The organism is Roseibium sp., from assembly GCF_965232425.1.
Classification (GTDB): Bacteria; Pseudomonadota; Alphaproteobacteria; order Rhizobiales; family Stappiaceae; genus Roseibium.
Window position 1 is genome coordinate 2,920,135 of sequence record NZ_OZ246971.1, and the last position, 22,366, is coordinate 2,942,500.

Here is a 22,366-nt window from a genome sequence, read left to right on the forward strand (position 1 = left end):
CACCGACCGCGTTGTTAAGCACAGCCAAAACAAAACCGGCACTCGGGTGGAGTGCCGGTTTCAAAGACGGTCCGCGATGACGATAGCGTCAGGTTAGCGCGCCGTGGCAATGCTTGTATTTCTTGCCGGAACCGCACGGGCAGAGCTCGTTGCGGCCGACCTTGCCCCAGGTTGATGGGTCGTCCGGGTCGCGCTCGCCCGGTGGCACGGCCTGCAGCTGCGCATCCGCGCGCGCCATCTCGTCTTCGCCCGTCAGTGGATCGATGTGATGCTCGTGCATTTCCGGCTGTGACGGCATTTGCGGCGGCTGTTCCGTGACCAGTTCCACGCGCAACAGCTGGGCCGTCGTCATCTGTCTAAGCTGGGCCAGCATGGATTCAAACAGGGTGAAGGCTTCGGTCTTGTACTCCTGCAGCGGATCGCGCTGTGCATACCCGCGGAAGCCGACGACCGATCTCAGGTGGTCGAGATTGGACAGGTGTTCGCGCCACAGATTGTCCAGGGTCTGCAGCAGGACTGCCTTCTCGACCTGGCGCATGATGTCGGGTGTGTACTTGGCGACCTTTTGCGCCATGGCCTCATCGGCCGTACGGCGCAGGCGTTCCTTGACCTCTTCCTCGGCAATACCTTCCTCGGCCGCCCAGTCCTTCACCGGCAGATCCTGGTTGAGATACTTCTTGACCTCTTCCTGGAGGCCTTCCGTATCCCATTGCTCCGGGTAGGCCTTTTCCGGGATATGGGAGGCCACGAGATCATCGATGACGTCGTGACGCATGTCGGTGACCGCGTCCTGGATCGCCTCTCCGTCCATCAGTTCGATGCGCTGTTCGAAGACCACCTTGCGCTGGTCGTTCATGACATCGTCGAATTTCAGGAGGTTCTTGCGGATGTCGAAGTTGCGGGCCTCGACCTTCTGCTGGGCCTTTTCCAGGGCCTTGTTGATCCAGGGATGGATGATGGCTTCGCCTTCTTCCAATCCGAGTTTCTGCAGCATGGAATCCATGCGTTCGGACCCGAAGATGCGCATCAGGTCGTCCTGGAGAGACAGGAAAAACTTCGAGTGTCCGGGGTCACCCTGACGGCCCGAGCGGCCGCGCAGCTGGTTGTCGATCCGGCGGCTTTCGTGGCGCTCCGTGCCGATGACATAGAGCCCGCCGGCTGCGAGAGCCTTTTCCTTGAGCGCTTCAACCTCGGCCCTGATCGCGGCTTCCTTCGCGGTGCGCTCTTCGCCCTCGGGCATATCGCCGAGTTCCATGGCGATCTGCATGTCGGCGTTGCCGCCGAGCTGGATGTCGGTTCCGCGGCCGGCCATGTTGGTCGCGATCGTGACGGCGCCCGGCAGTCCGGCCTGGGCAACGATGAACGCTTCCTGTTCGTGATAACGTGCGTTCAGGACCGAGAAGATCTTGGACTTGCCGTCATCCTTCTTCTGGGCGTCGGCAAAGGCGGCCGGGTCGCTGAGATCGATCTGCTTGTAGCCGTGCTTTTTCAGCAGTTCGGCGAGGAATTCGGACTTCTCGATCGACGTGGTGCCGACAAGGATGGGCTGGCCGCGCTCCTTGCAGTCGTCGATCAGCTGGGCGATCGCCGTGAATTTCTCCTGCACGGTCCGATACACCTCGTCATCGTCGTCCAGCCGCTTGACCTCGACGTTGGTCGGGATCTCGACGACCTCGAGCTTGTAGATGTCGGCAAATTCGTCGGCTTCCGTCGCAGCCGTACCGGTCATGCCGGCGAGCTTGTCGTACATGCGGAAATAGTTCTGGAACGTGATCGACGCCAGTGTCTGGTTTTCCGGCTGGATGCGTACCTTTTCGCGGGCCTCTAGGGCCTGGTGGAGGCCTTCGGAAAAACGGCGGCCGGGCATCATTCGGCCGGTGAACTCGTCGATGATGACAACTTCGCCGTTACGGACGATATAGTCCTTGTCGCGCTGGAAGAGCTTATGCGCCTTCAGGGCCTGCTGAAGGTGGTGAACGATCGACACGTTCTCCACGTCATAGAGCGAGTCGCCCTTCAGGAGTTCGGCTTCGCTGAGCAGGGCCTCGAGCTTCTCGTTACCGGCTTCCGTGAAGGTTGCAGAGCGCTGCTTCTCGTCGAGTTCATAGTCTTCTTCCGCGAGACTGGGGATGAAGGCATCGACCGTGTTGTAGAATTCCGACCTGTCTTCCAGCGGCCCGGAGATGATCAGCGGTGTCCGCGCTTCGTCGACAAGAATGGAGTCGACCTCGTCGACGATGGCAAAGGAATGATCGCGCTGCACCATCGACGCGCGGTCGTGTTTCATATTGTCGCGCAGGTAGTCGAAGCCGAATTCGTTGTTGGTGCCGTAGGTCACGTCGGCCTCGTAGGCGGCGCGGCGCTCGTCATCGGACAGACCGTGGACGATGCAGCCGACCGTCAGTCCGAGAAACTTGTAGACCTCGCCCATCCATTCGCTGTCGCGCTGGGCGAGGTAGTCGTTCACCGTGACGACGTGGACGCCCTTGCCCGTCAGGGCGTTGAGGTAGACCGGCGCGGTCGCAACCAGCGTCTTGCCTTCACCTGTTCGCATTTCCGCGATCTGTCCCGAATTCAGAACCATGCCGCCGATAAGCTGAACGTCGTAATGGCGCTGGCCGAGCGCACGCTTGGCGGCTTCGCGTACGGTCGCGAAGGCCGGAGCGAGGAGATCGTCAAGGCTCGCACCGTTTTTCAGCTGGTTCCTGAATTCCTCGGTCCGAGCCCTGAGGGCTTCGTCGGACAGGGCCTGAACTTCCGGCTCGAGAGCGTTGATCTCGTCGACCCTTGCTCGAAATGTCTTGATCTTCCGGTCGTTCGCAGATCCGAAAAGCTTACGTGCTAGTGCGCCAAGGCCAGCCATGTGGCGGTCCTTCCCTACCCGGCGGCGCCCACAATGGCAATATGGCGCCCGCCCTTGAAATCGTCTCAATTGCTGTCCACGTTGCCGCCAGACGCAACGCGCCGGCCGGTGAACGCGGCCTGAAAGATGCCTTCCCGCCGAAAAGCAGGGACGCCCGACAGATAAGAGGGGGCTCTATGCTTGTCAACGCCGCTGGAATAGGCAAAGTACCCACGCCCTCCTGAATGAGGGAACGAAAGTTACTGTTCCTATACGTAAAGGACTTCTCATGTTCCGAATTTCGATGCGCAGGCCGGTTCAGGCTGTCGCCGTTTCCTTGCTGGCCGTGACGCTCGGATCCGCCTCGCTCAGTGCCGCCGAACCTGGTGACGTGGTCGCCAAGGTCGGCGATGCGGATATCACGGAAGCCGATATTGCGTTTGCCGCACAAGACCTTGGCCAGCAGTTGCAGCAGTTTCCGCCCGATCAGTGGCGGGCGCTCCTGCTGGATGTTGTCGTGGATATGGAACTGATTGCACAGGCTGCACGCAAGGATGGCCTGGACCAGGATCCGGACTTCAAGAAGCAGCTGGAGTTCCTTGAACTGCAGGCATTGCGCAATGCCTATATCTCCCAGAAAATCGACGGGGCGATCACGGACGAGGTGCTCAATTCGGCCTACGAGGAAGAATTCAAAGACTACGAGGGTCCGGAAGAGGTCAACGCGCGTCACATTCTGGTGAATGAGAAGGCGGAGGCCGAAGACCTGATCAAGCAACTGGACGACGGTGCGGATTTCGTGGAACTCGCCAAGGAAAAATCCACGGGGCCTTCCGGCCCGAACGGCGGGGATCTCGGCTATTTCGGCAAGGGACAGATGGTCAAGCCGTTCGAGGACGCCGTTTTCGAACTTGAGCCCGGTGCCTATACCAAGGAACCGGTTCAGACCCAGTTCGGCTGGCACGTGATCAAGATGGAAGACAAGCGGCGCCAGGAAAAGCCGGCATTCGAGGCCGTTGCAGGCGAGCTGCGCCAGCGGCTCATCCGTGAGCAGTATGAAGCCAGGATGGCCGAGCTCAAGGCGGCGACCGAAGTGGAAATTCTCGACGATACGCTTCAGTTGCCGAGCCAACAGAGTGAGGCGGCGCAGTAACGCGATCCGCGTATCTTTGAAGGACCCGGCGGTGACATCCGCCGGGTTCTCGCGTTTTCCGAACCTTTTCGAAAAGACTTGCGCTTGCCAAATGCGCTCTCTAAGGACAGCTGATCTTTCAATCAACCGGGACAGCTGTCATGTCGACGACCGTTTCTCCGCTCGCTCCGAAAACCATTCCCGACATGCCGGAGATACCGGGTGTCCGCTTTGCCACTGCGGCGGCGGGGCTGAAATATGCGGGCCGGACGGACGTTCTGCTTGCGACCCTGGACGAAGGGACGACGGTGGCCGGTGTCTTCACCCGGTCGAAATGCACATCCGCTCCCGTCGACTGGTGCAAGGACAAGCTCCGGACGGGCACCGCGCGGGCGCTTCTCGTGAACTCCGGAAATGCCAACGCCTTCACCGGCAAGAAAGGCAAGGCGGCCGTGGAACTGTCCGCCGACATCGTCGCCGGATCGCTCGGTTGTCCGAAGAACGAGATCTATCTGGCGTCCACGGGCGTGATCGGCGAGCCGCTTCCGGCCGCAAAATTCCAGGGTGTCGTCGAAGACCTTAAGTCCGGGCAGGACGAAAATGCCTGGCTTGACGCCGCCAAGGCGATCATGACGACCGACACCTATCCCAAGGTGGCAACGAGCGCCGTGGCGTTTGGCGGTCGGACAGTCACCATCAGCGGGATCGCCAAGGGCGCGGGAATGATCGCCCCGGACATGGCGACGATGCTGTCCTTCATTTTCACCGATGCCGCGATTTCGCAGGACGTGCTGCAGGCCATGCTGAGTGCCGAGACGGACGGCAGTTTCAACGCCATTACCGTCGACAGCGATACCTCGACGTCGGATACCGTGCTGCTGTTTGCAACGGGACGCGCGGTGGAAAAGGGCGTTGCGCCGATCCAGTCGATCGACGATCCGAGGGCTGAAAGCCTGCGTATGTCCCTGCGCGGTGTCATGCAGGACCTTGCGCACCAGATCGTCCGGGACGGCGAAGGTGCGCGCAAGTTCGTCGAGATCTGCGTCGAGAGCGCCGAAAGCGACGCGTCTGCCCGTAAGATCGCGATGGCCATCGCGAACTCGCCGCTCGTCAAGACGGCGGTCGCCGGCGAGGATGCGAACTGGGGACGGATCGTCATGGCGGTCGGAAAGGCCGGAGAACCGGCCGACCGGGACAAGCTTGCCATCTGGTTCGGCGATGTCCGTGTCGCCGTGGAAGGCGAACGTGATCCCGGTTACAGCGAAGAGGCCGCGTCTGCCGTGATGAAACAGGAAAACATCTCCATCCGGGTGGATCTCGGGATCGGTTCCGGCCGGTCCAGGGTCTGGACCTGCGATCTGACAAAGGAATATGTCGCGATCAACGGCGACTACCGGAGCTGATCGAAACTTGGCAGATATCGCAACGTAATCTTTGACATGCTTAACGGCTCCTTGTTCCCCGGTTGAAAACTGGATCGAAATTCATGACAAAAATTGTCCTAGTTGCCGCCTGCGCCCTTGTCGACGTGGACGGGCGCATCCTTCTTGCGCAGCGCCCTGAAGGTAAGTCCATGGCAGGATTGTGGGAATTTCCCGGTGGGAAAGTGGAAGCAGGGGAAAGACCGGAAGAAACCCTGATCCGTGAACTTGGTGAAGAGCTCGGAATCGAAGTTAACGAGGCGTGTCTGGCACCCCTGACTTTTGCCAGTCACACTTATGAAGATTTTCATTTGCTGATGCCACTTTACATCTGCCGCAGGTGGACTGGCACCCCGATTGGACGGGAAAACCAGGCCCTGAAGTGGGTGCGGGCAACAAGACTGAGAGACTATCCGATGCCGGCGGCAGACGAACCTCTCATTCCGCACCTGATCGACGCAGTATAATCAGGCAAGGCAGAGACCTGTCGGGCGGGAGTGTGTAACATGAAAAAGAAGTCAAATCCGGACGAATCGGCCATCCGGCTGCTCTCCCGCTTCGCGAATGACCAAAGCGGTGCGACGGCCATCGAATACGGGTTGATTGCCGGGCTGTTGGGGTCGGTCATCATTCTGGCCATGGTGCCCCTGGGAACCACCATCACTGACGATGTCTTCGGTACGATCGCGGGTGCCCTTGACAGCGCGTCAAAGTAGTTTTCCGTTTCCCGAAAACTTTCCGATTTAGCAGTGTTTTATCTGATCCTGGTCAGACCTTTCTCTCCGTAACCCCGAGCGCGTCGGCCAGTCTTGTTTTTGCCGAACCCGGACGCAGGGGCTTTTGCTGGCTCTCGTGCGGAGCCCATCCCGACAAGGTGATCAACGTGAAGGTGGCCCTGATGCGCCCGTCCGCATCCGCGTGGTCTTCGGCGTATATCTCTGCGGCACGAAGCAGTGCCGCGCGCGGCAGGGGACGCCCTTCACCCTGCTTCAGCACAGATGTCGCGCCCATGTCCCGCAGGTCGCGCAAGAGCGAAAACATCGTGTCATAGCGCACGGTGATCGTGTCCATGTCGGTCACCGGCAACGAAAATCCCGCACGCTGGAGCAGACTGCCGAGATCGCGCGTGTCGGCAAATGGCAGGACCCTGGCCGCTGCGCCGCCGCTGGTTTCCAATTCTGCACGCGTCAGGCTGTCCCGCAGCTCGGTCAGCGTGCCGGCGCCGGGCAACACAGCCATGAACAGGCCGTCGGGCGCGAGCGTGCGCCTTATCTGTATCAGGCTTCCGGGCAGGTCGTTGACGAGATGCAGGTTGAGCGCCGATACGATCAGATCGACCGACTGGTCCTTCAAGGGAACAAGCGCGTCGTCGACGACAAGATCGGGCGGCGGCAGATGCGGGTCGGCGAAAAACAGATCCGCACGCAGGATGGTCTCGGCCTTGCCGCTGTCGCCGATCGCCCTTGATATCCGGCCAGTGTGGCCGCCGAGGTCGACCGCGGTTCGAAAGACCCGGTTGATCAGGAGCAGGCGGTCCTGCAGATCTTCCGCGACATTGGCCAGCAGAAAGTCGGCCCCGGTTTTCGCGCGCTTGAGTGCGCGCTGTCGCCTTTTTCGGAGCAAGGCACGGTCAAACAGATCGGTTTGCGCGGTCACGTTAAGTCCGGTCGGTGGTCGTTTGTGACCGTCACTTAGGACATACGGGTTTCAAGGTCAAAGTTCCGATTTTTCAAAAAGGGGTTCAATTCTGTTTTCATCAATTATAAGTTGCTTTCGTGCGAGTTGCACTTGGGGGGCTGATTAATTGATTTTCATGCGGGAAAAGCTGTCGAGCGTTTCCTCGGGCGTTGTCCGGGGGGCATTGGATGCTCTGCTGCCACTTAGGTGTCTGTGTTGCGACCGGAGAGTGGGGTCGGACGACGGACTGTGTCCGGTCTGCTGGCATGGCATGGCGTTCATCGAGAAACCGGTTTGTTACAGGCTGGGGACACCTTTTGCCTATGATGTCGGCGAGGAGACCTGGAGCCCGCGTGCGATTGCCTCGCCGCCTGTTTTTGACCGGCTGCGGTCGGTGGCTTTTTACGAAGGCTCCGCGCAGCGTCTCGTGCTTGCCTACAAGTTCGGCGGCAGGCGGGAGCTGGCCCGGCCCATGGGCAAATGGATGTGTAACGCCGGGCGCGAGTTCCTGGGACCGGACAGCGTGATCATTCCCGTCCCGCTGCACTGGGCCCGGCTGGTATCCCGGCGGTTCAATCAGGCGGCCACGCTTGCGCAGGTGATCGCGACCGGGTGCGGCGGTACGTACCAGCCCGACATTCTGAAACGGCGGAAGCGAACCCGAAGACAGGTTGGTTTGCCGGCCAAGGAAAGACAGAAGAATGTCCGGTCGGCATTCGGCGTCGACAAAAACCGACTTGACCGGCTGGAAGGCCGTCACGTTGTTTTGATCGATGATGTGATCACCACCGGCGCGACCGTGACGGCATGCACGAAAACCCTTCTTGCGGCGGGCGCGGCTTCCGTTGACGTTCTCACATTTGCACTTGCGGATCCTGCGCGAAGCGATGCCGGGCAAGAAATCCACCCCTGACGTTTCGCTTTGCGTCTTGTGTTTCCGCAAACTGCACGCATATATCGCCCGACTTTTATTGGCACCTCCGGACTCGGCGGTGCACTTGCAGACGACGGGACTACGATATGGCCAAGGTGGAAATTTATACGCGGCAACTTTGCGGATTTTGTACCGCAGCCAAACGCTTGCTCGACAAGAAGGGCGTGGACTACACCGAGTATGACGCAACCTTCGACGGAGGCCTTCGGAAGCAGATGATACAGAAGGCGAATGGCCGCTCGACCTTTCCGCAGATCTTTGTCGGGCAGACCCATGTCGGCGGCTGCGACGATCTGCACGATCTGGAGCATTCGGGCAAACTGGACGCTCTGCTTTCTTCCTGATTAAGTGTCCGGGTAGAAAATTGCGTTCTTCCGGGTAGAGCGAACGAATGACCGTGATAGCTGCAGCCTGCATTCAGCTTCGAAGTGGCAAGGACACTTCGGAAAACACCGCGCGTGCGGAAGACCTGATCAGGGCGGCTGCCGGTGACGGCGCCACGTATATCCAGACACCGGAGATGTCGAATGTCCTGGTGCGCAGCCGTGAAGAGCTGATTGCGCGGATAGATGTCCTCGAGCGGGACCTGTTCGTGACCATGGCCCGGCGGGTGGCCGCGGATCTGGGCGTCTTTGTTCACGTCGGATCGGTCGCGGTTCTTGCGGGGGGCGGCCAGGTTGCCAACCGGGCGGTCCTGATCGCACCGAACGGCGCGATCGTTGAAACCTACGACAAGGTCCACATGTTCGATGTCGATCTGCCCGGCGGCGAGAGCTGGCGGGAATCGTCCACCTACAAGGCCGGAGAGCAGGTTCCGGTCGTTGACCTGCCGTTCGGCAAGCTCGGGATGGCCATTTGCTACGACATTCGCTTTCCCGGGATCTTCAGGGCTCAGTCGCGCCTGGGGGCTGACATCCTGACGGCACCAGCGGCGTTCACGCGGCAGACTGGCCAGGCCCACTGGCATGTGCTACAGCGCGCCCGCGCCATCGAAAACGGTGCCTATGTCATCTCGGCTGCGCAGGGAGGCCGGCACGAAGACGGGCGGGAAACGTTCGGGCACAGTCTCATCGTCGACCCGTGGGGGGATGTCGTTGCCGAACTGGACACCGACGCGCCGGGCCATCTGGTCGCCGAGATTGACCTGGCCAGGGTTTCCAAGGCACGCGCGCGCATTCCGGCAATCGCCAATGAACGCGACTTCGACTGCCGAATGACCCGGGCGTTCAGGGAGGAACCTGCTTGATCAAGTATTCGCTTGTCTGCGATGCCAAACACGATTTTGAGGGCTGGTTCCGGAACTCCGGAGACTTTGATTCCCAGCTTGCGCGGCAACTGGTGACGTGCCCGGCCTGTGGCTCGGCGAAGGTCGAAAAAGGGCTCATGGCCCCCGCGGTGTCGACATCACGCAGCAAGGAGGCGCGCGGTATCGCCCCGGCGGTGCAGCCGCATGAGCGCGAAGAGCCTGCGGCCGTGCCAACACCCAAATCGGTGGACACCGCGCTGCATCCTTCCGCCCTGCTTCCCGGCGACGTTCGGCAGAAAGAAATTGTCGAAGCCATCAGACAGGCGCGCGCGCGGATCATCGAAAGCTCGGAGAATGTCGGAACAGGATTTGCCGACGAGGCACGAAAAATCCATTACGGCGACGCCGAGGAGCGGAGCATCTACGGCGAAACGACGCCGAAAGACGCCGTCGACCTTCTTGAAGAAGGCATCCCGGTGATGCCGCTGCCGGAACTTCCCGAAGACAAGAACTGACCCGGCGCCGTGTCCGGCGGCGATCTTCAACGTACCGCCGGATCCCCGCTTGCCCCGGATTACTTCTGCGTCTTGACTGCCGCCGAAGAGCGCGAAGGCGTCTTGGCCCGCGCTGGTTTCATGTCGGCAAGCGTTTCTTCCGCTGCCTTGCCGAGTTCACCGACATTTTCCATTGCCGCCTCGTTGAGTTCCTCAACGACGGCCGCGCCTTGCGAAAAACTGTCCCGGAACAGCGATGCCTGCTGTTCGAAGTGCTCCTGGTACTCGGTTGCCATCTTCGAATAGAATTCCTGAAGCGTCGCGAATGTCTGTTCCGGCGCGACGCATTGCGTCAGCGACTTCGCGCATTCAAAGTCCTCGTGAAGCCTGTGGCTTACGAATTCCATATGGTCCTCGAACGCCTTTTCGGCATGGGACCACATGGTGGTTCCCATTTTCTGGAACCCGGCGACGGTCTTGGCCTCGATCCTGTCCTCTCTCTCGGCCAGGGACCAGTTCGTGAAGGACGGCATCGGCCACTCGAATTTGAGCGCGGTGAAGTCGAATACGTCCGGATTGCGTTTGGTTGCCATGTGTGATCCTCCGCTTGTCTGCCTTTCGCGCCTTAGGCCCGAAACCGTCCTGAGATCCATTCCATCCGGGTGTCAGGAGAGTTTGCGCGTGCCATCTTTCCCGGATCTACCGGACCAGCGTGAGACAACTCTAGTTTTGCTGCAATTCGAATCTTTGACAGGGATCAATAAAACCTGCGCCATCAGGTCGCAGACAGTGCCGGGAAGTGTGCCCGGGTTCAGGCAAGGAAAGCGCGCAGTTTCGCCGTCACTTCCTGAGGTTTCTCGAGCGTGGACAGGTGTCCGCAGTCTTCCAGAATGACGAGTTCGCTGCTGGCAACCAGTTGATGGATCTCAACGGAGAGATCCGGTGCGATCAGGCGGTCTCCGTCCCCGGTAAGCACGAGCGTCGGGCAGTCGACCCTTTCAAGGGAAGGGCGGGAGTCGACGCGTGCCGCGTTGGCGTCTTGCTGGCGGATGAAGGCATCGGCACCGGTCTGGGCAGCCATCTCGTGAACGATGGACCTGAGGTGTTCGCTGGTTTCGTTCTTTTCGTGCACGAAACCGGGAAAGAAGAGATCGGGGATCTTGTCGAAACGGTTTTTCCGGGCGAGTCCGGTCAAGACCTGCCTTTGCTTCGCCCTTTCCTCTGAATCCGCACGGGCCGAGGTGTTCAATAGCGCAAGTCTTTCAACGCGTTCGGGAGCGCGCCGCATGACTTCGAAGGCGATGTAGCCGCCCATGGAAAGTCCGGCGAGCGAAAAACGGTCCGGTGCGTCTTCCAGGAGACGGTCGGCAATTGCACCGATGCTGTCGTCCGACCGGTTGTCCGCCACCATGATCGGGCGATCCGAGAATGCCGCGATCTGGGGCGCGTAAAGACTTTCCGTACAGAGCAGACCGGGCACGAAGACGAGCGGGGTGCCCGTCATGATGCATCCGGTCTTTCCGCGAGCAGCATGTAGTTCACGTCCATGTCGCGGGACTTGATCCACGCGTCGGTCAGGGGATTGTAGCTCACGCCCGATCTGTCCGTGATCGTGAGGCCTTCGGTGTTCAACGGATCTTCGATTTCGGACGGCTTGACCAGTTTCTCGTAGGAATGTGTGCCCTTGGGCAGCCAGCGCAGCACGTATTCGGCGCCGACGATGGCAAGCGCATAGGCTTTCAGCGTGCGGTTGATGGTCGCAACGAACATCATGCCGCCGGGGCGGACCATGCTGCCCGTTGCCTGGAGAAACAGGGGGACATCCGCGACGTGTTCCACCACTTCCATGTTCAGGATGACGTCGAAGGTCTCTCCGGCCGCCGCGAGTTCTTCAGCGGTCTGTGCACGGTAATCGATGTTGAGACCGGAACTTTCCATGTGCAGCCGGGCAATCTTGATGTTGGTCTCCGAAGGGTCCGCGCCGACCACGTCGGCCCCGAGCCGGGCCATCGGTTCGCTCAACAGGCCTCCGCCGCAGCCGATATCCAGGAACCTCAGACCCTTGAAGGCGTCGGAGGCCTTTGGATCGCGTCCGAACTTCCGGCACACTTCCTGTTTTATGTAGGCAAGGCGGACGGGATTGAACTTGTGCAGCGGTTTGAACTTGCCCGTCGGATCCCACCATTGCTCAGCCATTGCGGAAAAGCGGGCAACCTCCTCTTCGTCGATGGTACTCGCGGTCGTTTGAGCCTTGACTGACATTGGACACATCCCTTTCCTCGGCGACGTCACTGCGTGTTGGGCACCGTTCACTGTTTAGCTGTCGTTCAGCGTCCTTGACCATTTGTCAAGTGAGCGCAGGTCACGTGGAGTTGCAGCAAGGCAGCACAGACTGTATGCATGACCGCCGATCCATCCGGAGCGTCTCGCGCTTCATGACAGACTAGATTGAATACGAGTGGTATGGCCCGACTGGTTTTAAAATTTGGGGGGACTTCGGTTGCCGATCTCGATCGAATCCGAAATGTGGCCCGCCACGTGAAAAGGGAAGTGGAAGCCGGACACCAGGTTGCGGTGGTCGTTTCAGCAATGGCTGGGCAGACCAACAAGCTGGTGGAATATTGCCGCGATGCCGCCCCGCTTCACGATGCACGCGAATATGATGCCGTTGTCGCGTCCGGCGAGCAGGTCACATCCGGCCTGCTTGCTATCGTGCTGCAGGACATGGGTGTGAACGCGCGCTCCTGGCAGGGCTGGCAGGTTCCGATCAAGACCGACGAAAACCACGGCGCCGCGCGGATCCGCGAGATCGATGCCGGCTTCCTGGCCGAACGTCTGGACCAGGGGCAGGTTGCCGTCATGGCCGGCTTTCAGGGGATCTCGCCGGACAACCGGATCGCGACGCTCGGGCGCGGAGGGTCGGACACGAGCGCGGTTGCGATCGCTGCAGCCATCAAGGCGGACAGATGCGACATCTATACGGATGTCGACGGCGTCTACACGACCGATCCGCGGATCGTGCCGAAGGCACAGCGTCTTGAGCGCGTCTCGTTCGAGGAGATGCTCGAAATGGCGTCGCTGGGTGCGAAGGTTCTGCAAGTGCGTTCCGTTGAAATGGCGATGGTGCACAATGTCAGAACGTTCGTGCGCTCCAGCTTCGACGATCCCGACGCGCCACAGGCCGGCAAGGACGGTCTCCCAATTGGTACTCTCATTTGCGACGAGGATGAACTCGTGGAACAGCAAGTTGTCACCGGCATTGCCTATGCCAAGGACGAAGCCCAGATCTCACTGCGTGACGTGGCCGATAAGCCCGGCGTCGCGGAATCGGTGTTCGGGCCGCTCGCCGACGCCCACATCAATGTCGACATGATCGTCCAGAACATCTCGCCCGACGGCAAGACCACGGATATCACCTTTACCGTGCCGGAGGGTGATTTCGAGCGTGCCAAGAAGGTGCTGGACGACAACCGCAGCGAGATCGGCTTCCAGAATCTGGAAGGGGCGACCGACGTCGTCAAAGTCTCCGTGATCGGGATCGGCATGCGCTCTCATGCCGGTGTCGCGGCCCAATGTTTCCGCGGCCTTGCGTCCAAGGGCATCAACATCAGGGCGATCACGACATCGGAAATCAAGATATCCGTGTTGATCGATTCCGCCTATGCAGAACTTGCGGTCCGGACTCTCCATTCGCTATACGGGTTAGACGGATAGTAAAACCGGCGGGCGGTACCGGACGAACGGGGCCGCCGGCCGCCTGAGGCGGAAATCAGACGGGGGCGCAATGCGCAGCAACCTAGCCGGACCGCGCCTTTTGCTCCGCAGGCTCCGCGAAGTCATGGCGGAGCCGATCACGGCGCAAGAGCGACTTGACAAGATCGTCGTGCTGATTGCGTCGAACGTCGTTGCCGAGGTGTGTTCGGTTTATATCCTCCGTGCGGATGGCGTGCTTGAGCTCTATGCGACCGAAGGTCTGAACCGCGAGGCGGTTCACAATGCGTCGCTCCGTGTCGGTCAGGGCCTTGTCGGCCTGATTGCCGCGGAAGCCCGTCCGCTCAATCTCCCGAATGCGAGCGCCCACCCGGGCTTCACATACCTGCCGGAAACGGGCGAAGAGGCCTACAATTCCTTTCTCGGGGTACCGATCCTGCGCGCCGGCCGGACGCTCGGCGTTCTGGTCGTCCAGAACCAGTCTCACCGCACCTATCTCGAGGACGAGGTGGAGGCCCTGCAGACGACGGCGATGGTGATTGCCGAAATGGTGGCGGCCGGGGAGCTGGAGGCAATCGCGCAGGAAGCGACCGGGCTGGATCTTTCCAGGCCGATCACGGCGACAGGCGCCGGCCTTTCCGAAGGCGTCGGTCTCGGCCACGTCGTGCTGCATGAACCGCGCGTCGTCGTCACCAACCTGATTGCCGAGGACACCGACCAGGAGACAGCGCGCTTGGAAGGCGCCATCAACCGGCTGAGGCTTTCCATCGACGATCTGCTGGCAAGCGGCGAGATCGCCGCGATGGGCGAGCATCGCGAGGTGCTGGAAGCCTACCGGATGTTCGCCTATGACCGGGGCTGGATCCGCAAGATCGAGGACGCGATCAAGAACGGACTGACCGCCGAAGCCGCCGTCGAAAAGGTTCAGAGCGACACGCGCGCGCGCATGCTCCGTCAGACGGATCCGTATCTTCGCGAAAGACTGCATGATCTGGATGATCTCGCGCACAGACTGATCCGAGAACTCATGGGCCGCGAGCACGGCCCGGGCCTCGGCGAGCTGCCCCAGGATGCCATCATTGTCGGCCGCAACATGGGTGCTGCCGAGCTGCTCGACTATGGACGCGACCGGATCAGGGGACTGGTTCTGGAGGAAGGCGGGCCGACGAGCCACGTGACCATCGTTGCGCGTGCGCTCGGAATTCCCACCGTCGGGCTGGTCGACGACATCGTCAGTCTCGCGGATGCGGGCGACGCGATCATCGTTGACGGCGACACCGGCGAAATTCACCTGCGTCCGGCGGTCGACCTGGAAAACGCCTATGCCGAGAAGGTCCGCTTCCGGGCGCGTCGCCAGGCCCAGTACCGGCGGCTGCGCGGCAAGCCCTCCGTCACCAAGGACGGGGTGGAGTTTTCCCTGCAGATGAATGCCGGTCTGCTGATCGACCTGCCGCATCTGGAAGAATCAGGCGCGGCCGGGGTCGGCCTGTTCAGAACGGAACTCCAGTTCATGGTCGCGTCCGCGTTTCCGCGCATGCGCGAGCAACAGGCGCAGTACAGCCAGATCCTGGATGCGGCGGACGGCAAGCCGGTCACGTTCCGCTCGCTCGATATCGGCGGTGACAAGGTGCTGCCCTATCTCCGGTCCATCCAGGAAGAAAATCCGGCAATGGGCTGGCGCGCCCTGCGTCTCGGTCTCGATCGGCCGGGCCTTTTGCGGACGCAGATCAGGGCCTTGCTGCATGCCGCGGCCGGACGCGACCTGAAGCTCATGTTTCCGATGGTCGCCGAAGTCGACGAATTCCTGCAGGCGCGCGCGCTTGTCGACCGCGAGGTCAAGCATCTGCGCCGTCATGACCACCCGGTTCCGGAGAACATCCGCCTGGGCGTCATGGTCGAGGTTCCCTCGCTCCTGTTCCAGCTTGACGAACTGATGACCTATGTCGACTTTGTCTCGGTCGGGTCGAATGATCTCTTCCAGTTCTTCTGCGCGGTCGATCGCGGCAACACGCGGGTTGCTGAACGGTTCGACACGCTGAACGTCGCTTTTCTGCGCGCCTTGAAATCCATCGCGGACAGCGCAAATAAACATCATGTGCCGGTGACGCTGTGCGGAGAGCTTGCGGGCAGGCCGCTTGAGGCCATGGCCCTGATCGGCCTGGGATACCGCGACCTTTCCATGTCTCCGGCAGCGCTCGGTCCGGTCAAGGCGATGCTGCGCACACTCGATACCAGCCGACTGTCCGCGCGCCTTCTGCCGCGGCTCGAGCCCGGACATGACGACAACAAGATCCGGGATGTGCTGAAGCGGTTCGCGGCCGAGACGGATGTCGCCCTCTAGAGGCTGCGAAAACCGGATCCGCCGCGCGGGATGATCGCAGATCGCCTCTGGCTGTCCGCTGCGTGCACTGATATGTCGGACACCCGGCCGGAGCGAACAGATTCGCGTCCTCTCGCGCTGCGCCGGATCAACAAACCTGGAACCGGGCTGCCGTCACCGGCATTACCCGTTTCTGAAAGACGACCTTTTGCGTGCGGCTGATGCGTGCCGCCAATCCGACCCGGGAGATCCTGCGCTCATGCTGGCGCGTCAGAAACTCGATACCCTGCTTGACCGTTTCGCCGAGATCGAACACCTGATGTCGAGCGGACCGGATCCGGCTGCGTATGTGAAGCTGTCCCGGGAATATGCCGGACTGGAGCCGCTCGTTCAGAAAATCCGTGCGCTGATCAAGGCGGAAGACGAGCTTGCCGGTGCCCATGCACTCATCGCCGATCCGGAGACGGACGCCGAAATGCGCGAACTTGCCGAACTCGAGCGCGACGAGCTGAACGAAAGCCTGGAACAGCTTTCGCAAGAGGTCCGGATCGGCCTTCTGCCAAAGGACGAAGCCGACGCCAACGATGCCATTCTCGAGGTCCGCGCCGGGACCGGCGGGGATGAAGCGGCACTCTTTGCCGGCGATCTGTTCCGCATGTACCAGAGGTTCGCGGAATTGCAGGGCTGGAAAGTGGAAATCCTGTCGGCCAGCGAAGGCGAGGTCGGGGGTTTCAAGGAAATCATCGCATCGGTATCGGGTGACAACGTGTTCGCCCGGCTCAAGTTCGAATCCGGTGTGCACCGCGTGCAAAGGGTGCCGGCGACGGAATCAGGCGGACGCATCCACACGTCGGCGGCAACCGTCGCCGTATTGCCGCAGGCCGAAGACGTCGATGTCGACGTGCAGGACAGTGATTTGCGCATCGATACGTTCCGCGCGTCCGGGGCCGGCGGCCAGCACGTCAATACCACCGATTCCGCCGTGAGGATCACACATATTCCGACCGGAATCGTCGTCGCGGTGCAGGACGAACGATCGCAGCACAAGAACAAGGCGCGTGCGATGCAGCTGCTGCGCGCGCGCATCTATGACGAGGAGCGCGAGAAGGCCGCGAGCGAGCGGACCGAAGCGCGCCGTCTCCAGGTCGGTTCGGGCGACCGCTCGGAGCGCATCCGGACATATAATTTTCCGCAAGGCCGGGTCACCGATCACCGTATCGGGCTGACACTCTACAAGCTCGACCAGATTATCGCCGGCGAAGGGCTTGCCGAGGTCATCGAGGCGCTGATTGTCGATCATCAGGCCAATCTGCTTGCCTCCGAAGACGCCTGACAATGCAGACGGGTGCGCTGTACAGGCTTGTCAGAGACCGGTTTCGCAACGCGGGCGTTGCCGATCCCGAGCCTGATGCGAAGCTTCTCGTCAGCACCCTGCTGGGCATCGGTATCTCCGACCTTCTTCTCGACGGCAGCCGGGAGGTCGGCGCGGCCTGCGTGCGGGAAATAGAGGAAAAGGCCAGCCTGCGCATCAGCGGCATGCCGGTCGGCCGCATCCTTGGGGAACGCGATTTCTACGGGCGGCGGTTTTTCCTGAACAGCGCGACCCTGGAACCGCGGCCTGACACGGAAACGCTGATAGACGCCGTTCTTCGCGCGACTTCAACCGATCTGCCGATCACGCTGTGGGACATCGGCACAGGGTCGGGGGCGATCGCGGTGACGCTCCTGGCCGAACTGCCTCTCAGCCGGGCCATCGCGATCGACCTGTCGGAGACCGCGCTCGCAGGCGCCATGGAAAATGCGCGCCAGCATGGCGTGGCCGACCGGTTCCATCCCCTTTGCGCAGACTATCTTGATGCTCTGGAATTGGGCGAAGGGGCCGGGCCGGACTGGATCGTCAGCAATCCGCCCTACATCCGCAGCAGCGTTCTGGAGCGCCTCAGTCCGGAGGTGATCGATCATGATCCCCGACTCGCGCTTGATGGCGGCGAAAATGGTCTGGATGCCTATACGGCTCTTATTCCGCAGTCGGCGCGATTCCTGCGGCCGGGAGCGCGGATCGCGCTGGAGATCGGATATGACCAGGCACTGACTGTTGAAAAACAGCTGCGTCAACACGGCCTTGGAGAGATTGAAATCATTAAGGATCTCGCCGGGAAGGACCGCGTCGCGCTTGCGCGCAGGACATAATTCTACTGTTTTGATCCAAACGCGAAAAAGCACTTGGAAATTGCACCGGAAACGGTTAGGTTCGACTCGCCGAAACCGGAAATGTGAACAGCGTTTAGCGGGGCATACGCATCCGGCAGCACGAAAACGGGACACGCTTGACGCGCGACCTATTCAGCTGCAAATCGGGCCTTCCGGTGTTTTGGACTGTCGACGAGGAAGACGTGAGCGCTGGCCTTCGGCCTGTAATGCGTTGCGCGTGTTTTGAAAGGCAGCCGCTAACCAGCATTGTTGGTTTCGGTGTGTATTTCGTATCGGTTTATGCAATTCCGATGTTGGGTCGGCGTTTCGCTGACCGCCGTTCCGCAAGAGAAAACGGCAGGATGAGACCAGGAAATCAGAGCAATAAGCGCATGCGCGGTCGGGGCCGCAAAGGTCCCAATCCGTTAACCCGGACTTACGAATCAAACGGTCCTGATGTGAAAATCCGCGGCACAGCGATGCACATCGCGGAAAAATATCAGCAGCTGGCTAGGGATGCCCAGGCATCCGGCGACCGCGTGATGTCCGAGAACTACAACCAGCACGCGGAGCACTATCTGCGCATCGTCGCCGCCGCACAGCCGCAGCAGCAGCCGGCGGCGCAACCGGCTGCGCGTGCAGACAACGAAGACGCGTCTGCCGAAGCCGCCAACGGAACAAACGGCGCCACGCCGCCGGTCAACGGTTCGGAGCGTCCTGCGCAGGACCGTGCCGCCGCAGATGGCGACGTTGTCGACGCCAACAGCCCGCAACCGTTTATCGAGGACATGCCGGTGATCGACCAGGAAGGTCAGGTCAACGGTGCAGGCCAGAAAGCGGATGCCGATGACGGCGATGGCGACGACAAGCCGCGCCGCCGGACACGGACATCAAGGTCGCGGGTACCGCGGCGCGCGTCCGGCGATCAGGCGGAAGGCATGACGGAGGCGCCGGCTGATGAGGGCGAAGGTTCGGTCGAAGCTTCCGATGACGAGCAGGCCAAGCCGCGCCGGCGGACCACGCGGACCCGTCGGCCCAAGACCGGTGAAGACGCGCCGGCGGAAACCGCGGTGGTATCGGACTGAGGCCAAACTGGTCAATCACAATGATCGTGAACGGCGTCCCATGGGCGCCGTTTTTTGTTGCGCGGATTTTGGGCCGCGGGGGCTTTTGTGATGAAAATGCAACACTATATTAGGGGAGCAGTGCTTGATGAGGCTGCATGGATGCCCTCGGGGTCCATATCCAACGACGTTCCCCACGCTTCGGGTGGCGAGGACGGGTAGGAGGTAGAGAATGAATTTTGAAAAATACACTGAGCGTGCACGGGGCTTTGTTCAATCCGCTCAGACATTTGCTCTCGGGCGTGGCCATCAGCAGTTTGCGCCGGAGCATATTTTGAAGGTGCTTCTGGATGATCCGGAAGGCATGGCGACCGGCCTGATCGACAGGGCCGGCGGACAGGCGAAGGCTCTCAAGGGGGACCTTGAAGGCATCCTCGACAAGATGCCGAAGGTCTCCGGCGGATCCGGGCAGCTCTACATGGCGCAGCCGACGGCGCGTCTTTTCGAGCAGGCTGAAAAGATCGCGGAAAAGGCGGGCGACAGCTTTGTTACCGTCGAGCGGTTGCTACTTGCCCTTGCCATGGATGGCGAGAGCGAAGCCGGCAAGCTGATGAAGCGCCATGGTGTCACGCCGAACGGTCTGAATGAAGCGATCAACCAGCTTCGCCAGGGCCGGACGGCCGACAGCGCAACCGCCGAAAACCAGTACGAAGCGCTGAAGAAATATGCCCGTGATCTGACGGAGGTCGCCCGTGACGGCAAACTCGACCCGGTGATCGGACGAGACGAGGAAATCCGGCGCACCATCCAGGTCCTGTCCCGCAGGACCAAGAACAACCCGGTTCTGATCGGCGAGCCCGGTGTCGGCAAAACGGCAATCGCGGAAGGCCTTGCGCTCAGGATCGTCAATGGCGATGTCCCGGAGTCGCTCAAGGACAAGCAGTTGCTTGCGCTGGACATGGGCGCGCTGATCGCCGGTGCGAAGTATCGCGGCGAATTCGAGGAGCGTCTGAAGGCGGTCCTGTCGGAAGTCGAAGCGGCCGCCGGCGGCATCATCCTGTTCATCGACGAGATGCACACGCTGGTCGGCGCGGGCAAGGCCGACGGCGCAATGGATGCGTCCAACCTCCTGAAGCCGGCGCTTGCGCGCGGTGAGCTTCACTGTGTCGGTGCGACGACGCTCGATGAGTACCGCAAGCATGTCGAAAAGGACGCGGCGCTGGCCAGGCGTTTCCAGCCTGTCTTCGTCACGGAGCCGACCGTGGAGGACACGGTCTCGATCCTGCGCGGCATCAAGGAAAAATACGAGCTCCATCACGGCGTTCGCATTACCGACAGCGCAATCGTCTCGGCGGCGAACCTGTCCAACCGCTACATCACGGACCGGTTCCTGCCCGACAAGGCGATCGACCTGGTCGATGAGGCGGCGAGCCGGCTGCGCATGCAGGTCGATTCCAAACCGGAAGAGCTTGATGAACTCGACCGGCGGATCATCCAGCTGAAGATCGAACGCGAAGCCCTCAAAGTGGAAAGCGACGAGGCCTCCCGCGACCGGTTGAGCAAGCTCGAGCAGGAGCTGACCAACCTGGAAGAGCAGTCCCAGGCCCTGACCAACCGCTGGCTCGGCGAGAAGGAAAAGCTCAACCTTGAACAGAAGATCAAGGAGCAGCTTGAACAGGCTCGGACCGATCTGGAAATCGCACAGCGGCAGGGCGACCTGGCAAAAGCCGGTGAGCTTGCCTATGGCGTCGTTCCGGATCTGGAGCGGCAACTGTCCGAGGCCGAAGCGTCCGAAGACAAGGATGCCATGGTCGATGAAGCCGTTACGCCGTCGCACATTGCGCAGGTGGTTTCGAAGTGGACCGGCATTCCGGTGGACAAGATGCTCGAAGGCGAACGCGAAAAACTGCTGCGCATGGAGGACATGCTTGCGAAGCGGGTCGTCGGCCAGGCCGAGGCCATTCACGCGGTGTCCACCGCTGTCCGGCGCGCACGCGCAGGGCTGCAGGATCCGCACCGGCCGATCGGTTCGTTCATGTTCCTCGGACCGACAGGCGTCGGCAAGACGGAACTGACCAAGGCGCTTGCCAGTTTCCTGTTCGACGACGACAGCGCCATGGTGCGCATCGACATGTCCGAGTTCATGGAGAAACACTCCGTGGCCAGGCTGATCGGCGCGCCTCCGGGCTATGTCGGTTACGAGGAAGGCGGTGCGCTGACCGAAGCGGTGCGCAGGCGGCCCTACCAGGTCGTGCTGTTTGATGAAATCGAAAAGGCGCACAGCGACGTGTTCAACGTGTTGCTTCAGGTCCTCGATGACGGCCGCCTGACCGACGGCCAGGGACGGACCGTCGATTTCCGGAACACGCTGATCATCATGACGTCGAACCTGGGTGCGGAGTATCTGGTCAACCAGCCGGAAGGCCAGGACAGTGACGCGGTCCGGGATGAAGTCATGTCGGCGGTGCGTGGTCATTTCCGGCCGGAGTTCCTGAACCGGCTGGACGAAATCGTCCTGTTCCACCGCCTGCAGCGCTCGCAAATGGGCGATATCGTCAAGATCCAGCTGGAGCGGCTGCGCACGCTTCTGGTGGACCGCAAGATCACGCTCAACGTGGACGACAGCGCCCTCGGCTGGCTGGCCCAGAAAGGCTACGATCCCGCCTATGGCGCCCGCCCGCTGAAACGGGTCATCCAGAAGGATGTCCAGGATCCGCTTGCGGAAAAACTCCTTGGCGGAGACATCCATGACGGCCAGACCGTCGATGTGTCAGCCGGTGGCGACAGGCTGGTGTTCCAGGTTGCCGGTTCGGAGAGCGCGGCTGCGTGATCTGCCGGATCCGATGCACGACGGGCAAGGCCCCGCGGAACGTCTGTTCCGCGGGGCCTTGCCGTTCTGTCAGATTGTCCGGCCGGTTCAGTTGACGGCTGCGACCCGCGACGGCTTGCGGGCCCGTTCCAGGAGCGTGTCGACGCGGTAGCGCTCTTCCTCGAAGCTTGTCCGCATTTGCCCGTCCAGCGTCCGCCCCTTGGGCAGCTTGATGCGCATGGGATCGACGTATCTGCCGTTGACCAGGACCTCGTAGTGGAGGTGCGGTCCGGTCGACAGGCCGGTGGAGCCGACATAGCCGATCACCTGTCCCTGCGTCACGCGGGCGCCCTGGCGAATGCCCTTGCCGAAGCCGGTCATGTGGCTGTAGGTCGTCACGTAGCCGTTGGTATGGCGCAGTTCGACGCGGCGGCCGTATCCCGACGCCCATCCGGATTTGACGACGGTGCCGTTGCCCGCCGCGATGATCGGCGTTCCGCGCGGAGCGGACCAGTCGACGCCGCGG

Annotated in this window: 20 protein-coding genes (1 of these 20 cut by a window edge); 14 read left to right on the plus strand and 6 right to left on the minus strand. The window is 61.3% G+C overall.

From position 1 onward, the window contains the following. Positions 1-88: 88 nt before the first annotated feature. The gene (gene secA / locus ACO08A_RS13460) at positions 89-2,863 is read right to left on the minus strand and encodes a preprotein translocase subunit SecA (RefSeq protein WP_422041528.1); all 2,775 of its coding nucleotides are present in this window, start codon (positions 2,861-2,863) and stop codon (positions 89-91) included. 268 nt (positions 2,864-3,131) lie between these two features. Between secA and ACO08A_RS13465 the strand changes: the two genes are divergently transcribed. The 4 genes from ACO08A_RS13465 to ACO08A_RS13480 all read left to right on the plus strand — a co-directional run bounded on the left by ACO08A_RS13465 (position 3,132) and on the right by ACO08A_RS13480 (position 6,111). After that, positions 3,132-3,995: a peptidylprolyl isomerase gene (locus ACO08A_RS13465; RefSeq protein ID WP_422041529.1), complete on the plus strand. Its 864-nt coding sequence runs from the start codon at positions 3,132-3,134 to the stop codon at positions 3,993-3,995. 140 nt (positions 3,996-4,135) lie between these two features. After that, positions 4,136-5,377 carry a bifunctional glutamate N-acetyltransferase/amino-acid acetyltransferase ArgJ gene (gene argJ, locus ACO08A_RS13470; RefSeq protein WP_422041530.1) on the plus strand — a complete coding sequence of 414 codons (1,242 nt, stop codon included), beginning with the start codon at positions 4,136-4,138 and terminating at the stop codon, positions 5,375-5,377. An 83-nt stretch (positions 5,378-5,460) separates the two neighbouring features. Further along, positions 5,461-5,862, plus strand: a complete 402-nt coding sequence (gene mutT / locus ACO08A_RS13475; RefSeq protein ID WP_422041531.1) for an 8-oxo-dGTP diphosphatase MutT — start codon at positions 5,461-5,463, stop codon at positions 5,860-5,862. Between the two features lie 39 nt (positions 5,863-5,901). Further along, positions 5,902-6,111 (plus strand): Flp family type IVb pilin, encoded by a 210-nt coding sequence (locus ACO08A_RS13480; RefSeq protein WP_422041532.1) that lies wholly within the window; start codon positions 5,902-5,904, stop codon positions 6,109-6,111. Positions 6,112-6,163: 52 nt separating this feature from the next. Here ACO08A_RS13480 and ACO08A_RS13485 read toward each other — a convergent pair whose 3' ends face one another. After that, a complete protein-coding gene (locus ACO08A_RS13485) occupies positions 6,164-7,051 on the minus strand; it encodes a class I SAM-dependent methyltransferase (RefSeq protein ID WP_422041533.1) in 888 nt (295 codons plus the stop codon). 250 nt (positions 7,052-7,301) lie between these two features. Here ACO08A_RS13485 and ACO08A_RS13490 point away from each other — a divergent pair, with 250 nt between their 5' ends. The 4 genes from ACO08A_RS13490 to ACO08A_RS13505 all read left to right on the plus strand — a co-directional run bounded on the left by ACO08A_RS13490 (position 7,302) and on the right by ACO08A_RS13505 (position 9,767). After that, on the plus strand, positions 7,302-7,985 hold the full coding sequence (locus ACO08A_RS13490) for a ComF family protein (RefSeq protein WP_422041534.1): 684 nt from the start codon (positions 7,302-7,304) through the stop codon (positions 7,983-7,985). Positions 7,986-8,092: 107 nt separating this feature from the next. Further along, positions 8,093-8,350, plus strand: coding sequence for a glutaredoxin 3 (gene grxC / locus ACO08A_RS13495; RefSeq protein ID WP_422041535.1), 258 nt, complete (start codon positions 8,093-8,095; stop codon positions 8,348-8,350). Positions 8,351-8,397: 47 nt separating this feature from the next. Further along, complete coding sequence (locus ACO08A_RS13500) at positions 8,398-9,252, plus strand: carbon-nitrogen hydrolase family protein (protein WP_422041536.1); 855 nt, start codon at positions 8,398-8,400, stop codon at positions 9,250-9,252. Beyond that, positions 9,249-9,767 (plus strand): DUF1178 family protein, encoded by a 519-nt coding sequence (locus ACO08A_RS13505; protein WP_422041537.1) that lies wholly within the window; start codon positions 9,249-9,251, stop codon positions 9,765-9,767. Before ACO08A_RS13500 ends, ACO08A_RS13505 begins: the two co-directional genes overlap by 4 nt. A 59-nt stretch (positions 9,768-9,826) precedes the next feature. Here ACO08A_RS13505 and ACO08A_RS13510 read toward each other — a convergent pair whose 3' ends face one another. The 3 genes from ACO08A_RS13510 to ubiG form a co-directional block, all read right to left on the minus strand. Then, on the minus strand, positions 9,827-10,339 hold the full coding sequence (locus ACO08A_RS13510; protein ID WP_422041538.1) for a hypothetical protein: 513 nt from the start codon (positions 10,337-10,339) through the stop codon (positions 9,827-9,829). Between the two features lie 218 nt (positions 10,340-10,557). After that, on the minus strand, positions 10,558-11,250 hold the full coding sequence (locus ACO08A_RS13515; RefSeq protein WP_422041539.1) for an alpha/beta fold hydrolase: 693 nt from the start codon (positions 11,248-11,250) through the stop codon (positions 10,558-10,560). Continuing rightward, the gene (gene ubiG / locus ACO08A_RS13520) at positions 11,247-12,008 is read right to left on the minus strand and encodes a bifunctional 2-polyprenyl-6-hydroxyphenol methylase/3-demethylubiquinol 3-O-methyltransferase UbiG (protein WP_422041540.1); all 762 of its coding nucleotides are present in this window, start codon (positions 12,006-12,008) and stop codon (positions 11,247-11,249) included. Before ubiG ends, ACO08A_RS13515 begins: the two co-directional genes overlap by 4 nt. A 201-nt stretch (positions 12,009-12,209) precedes the next feature. On the opposite strand from ubiG, the gene ACO08A_RS13525 reads away from it, so the two are divergent. From ACO08A_RS13525 to clpB, 6 genes are all read left to right on the plus strand, one after another. Beyond that, positions 12,210-13,460, plus strand: a complete 1,251-nt coding sequence (locus tag ACO08A_RS13525) for an aspartate kinase (protein WP_421979961.1) — start codon at positions 12,210-12,212, stop codon at positions 13,458-13,460. Positions 13,461-13,530: 70 nt separating this feature from the next. After that, a complete protein-coding gene (gene ptsP, locus ACO08A_RS13530) occupies positions 13,531-15,798 on the plus strand; it encodes a phosphoenolpyruvate--protein phosphotransferase (protein ID WP_422041541.1) in 2,268 nt (755 codons plus the stop codon). 238 nt (positions 15,799-16,036) lie between these two features. After that, positions 16,037-17,110: a peptide chain release factor 1 gene (gene prfA / locus ACO08A_RS13535; protein WP_422041542.1), complete on the plus strand. Its 1,074-nt coding sequence runs from the start codon at positions 16,037-16,039 to the stop codon at positions 17,108-17,110. Positions 17,111-17,112: 2 nt separating this feature from the next. After that, positions 17,113-17,967 (plus strand): peptide chain release factor N(5)-glutamine methyltransferase, encoded by an 855-nt coding sequence (gene prmC, locus ACO08A_RS13540; RefSeq protein ID WP_422041543.1) that lies wholly within the window; start codon positions 17,113-17,115, stop codon positions 17,965-17,967. Positions 17,968-18,329: 362 nt separating this feature from the next. Continuing rightward, positions 18,330-19,052: a DUF4167 domain-containing protein gene (locus ACO08A_RS13545; protein WP_422041544.1), complete on the plus strand. Its 723-nt coding sequence runs from the start codon at positions 18,330-18,332 to the stop codon at positions 19,050-19,052. 211 nt (positions 19,053-19,263) lie between these two features. After that, entirely contained in the window at positions 19,264-21,861 is a 2,598-nt protein-coding gene (gene clpB, locus ACO08A_RS13550) for an ATP-dependent chaperone ClpB (protein WP_422041545.1), read from the plus strand. An 87-nt stretch (positions 21,862-21,948) separates the two neighbouring features. On the opposite strand, the gene ACO08A_RS13555 is transcribed toward clpB, so the two are convergent. Then, positions 21,949-22,366, minus strand: partial view of a M23 family metallopeptidase gene (locus ACO08A_RS13555; protein ID WP_422041546.1) — the 3' end only. The gene runs 1,559 nt beyond the window's last position; 418 of the gene's 1,977 nt are visible here — the last part of the coding sequence; the start codon falls outside the window, past its right edge; its stop codon occupies positions 21,949-21,951.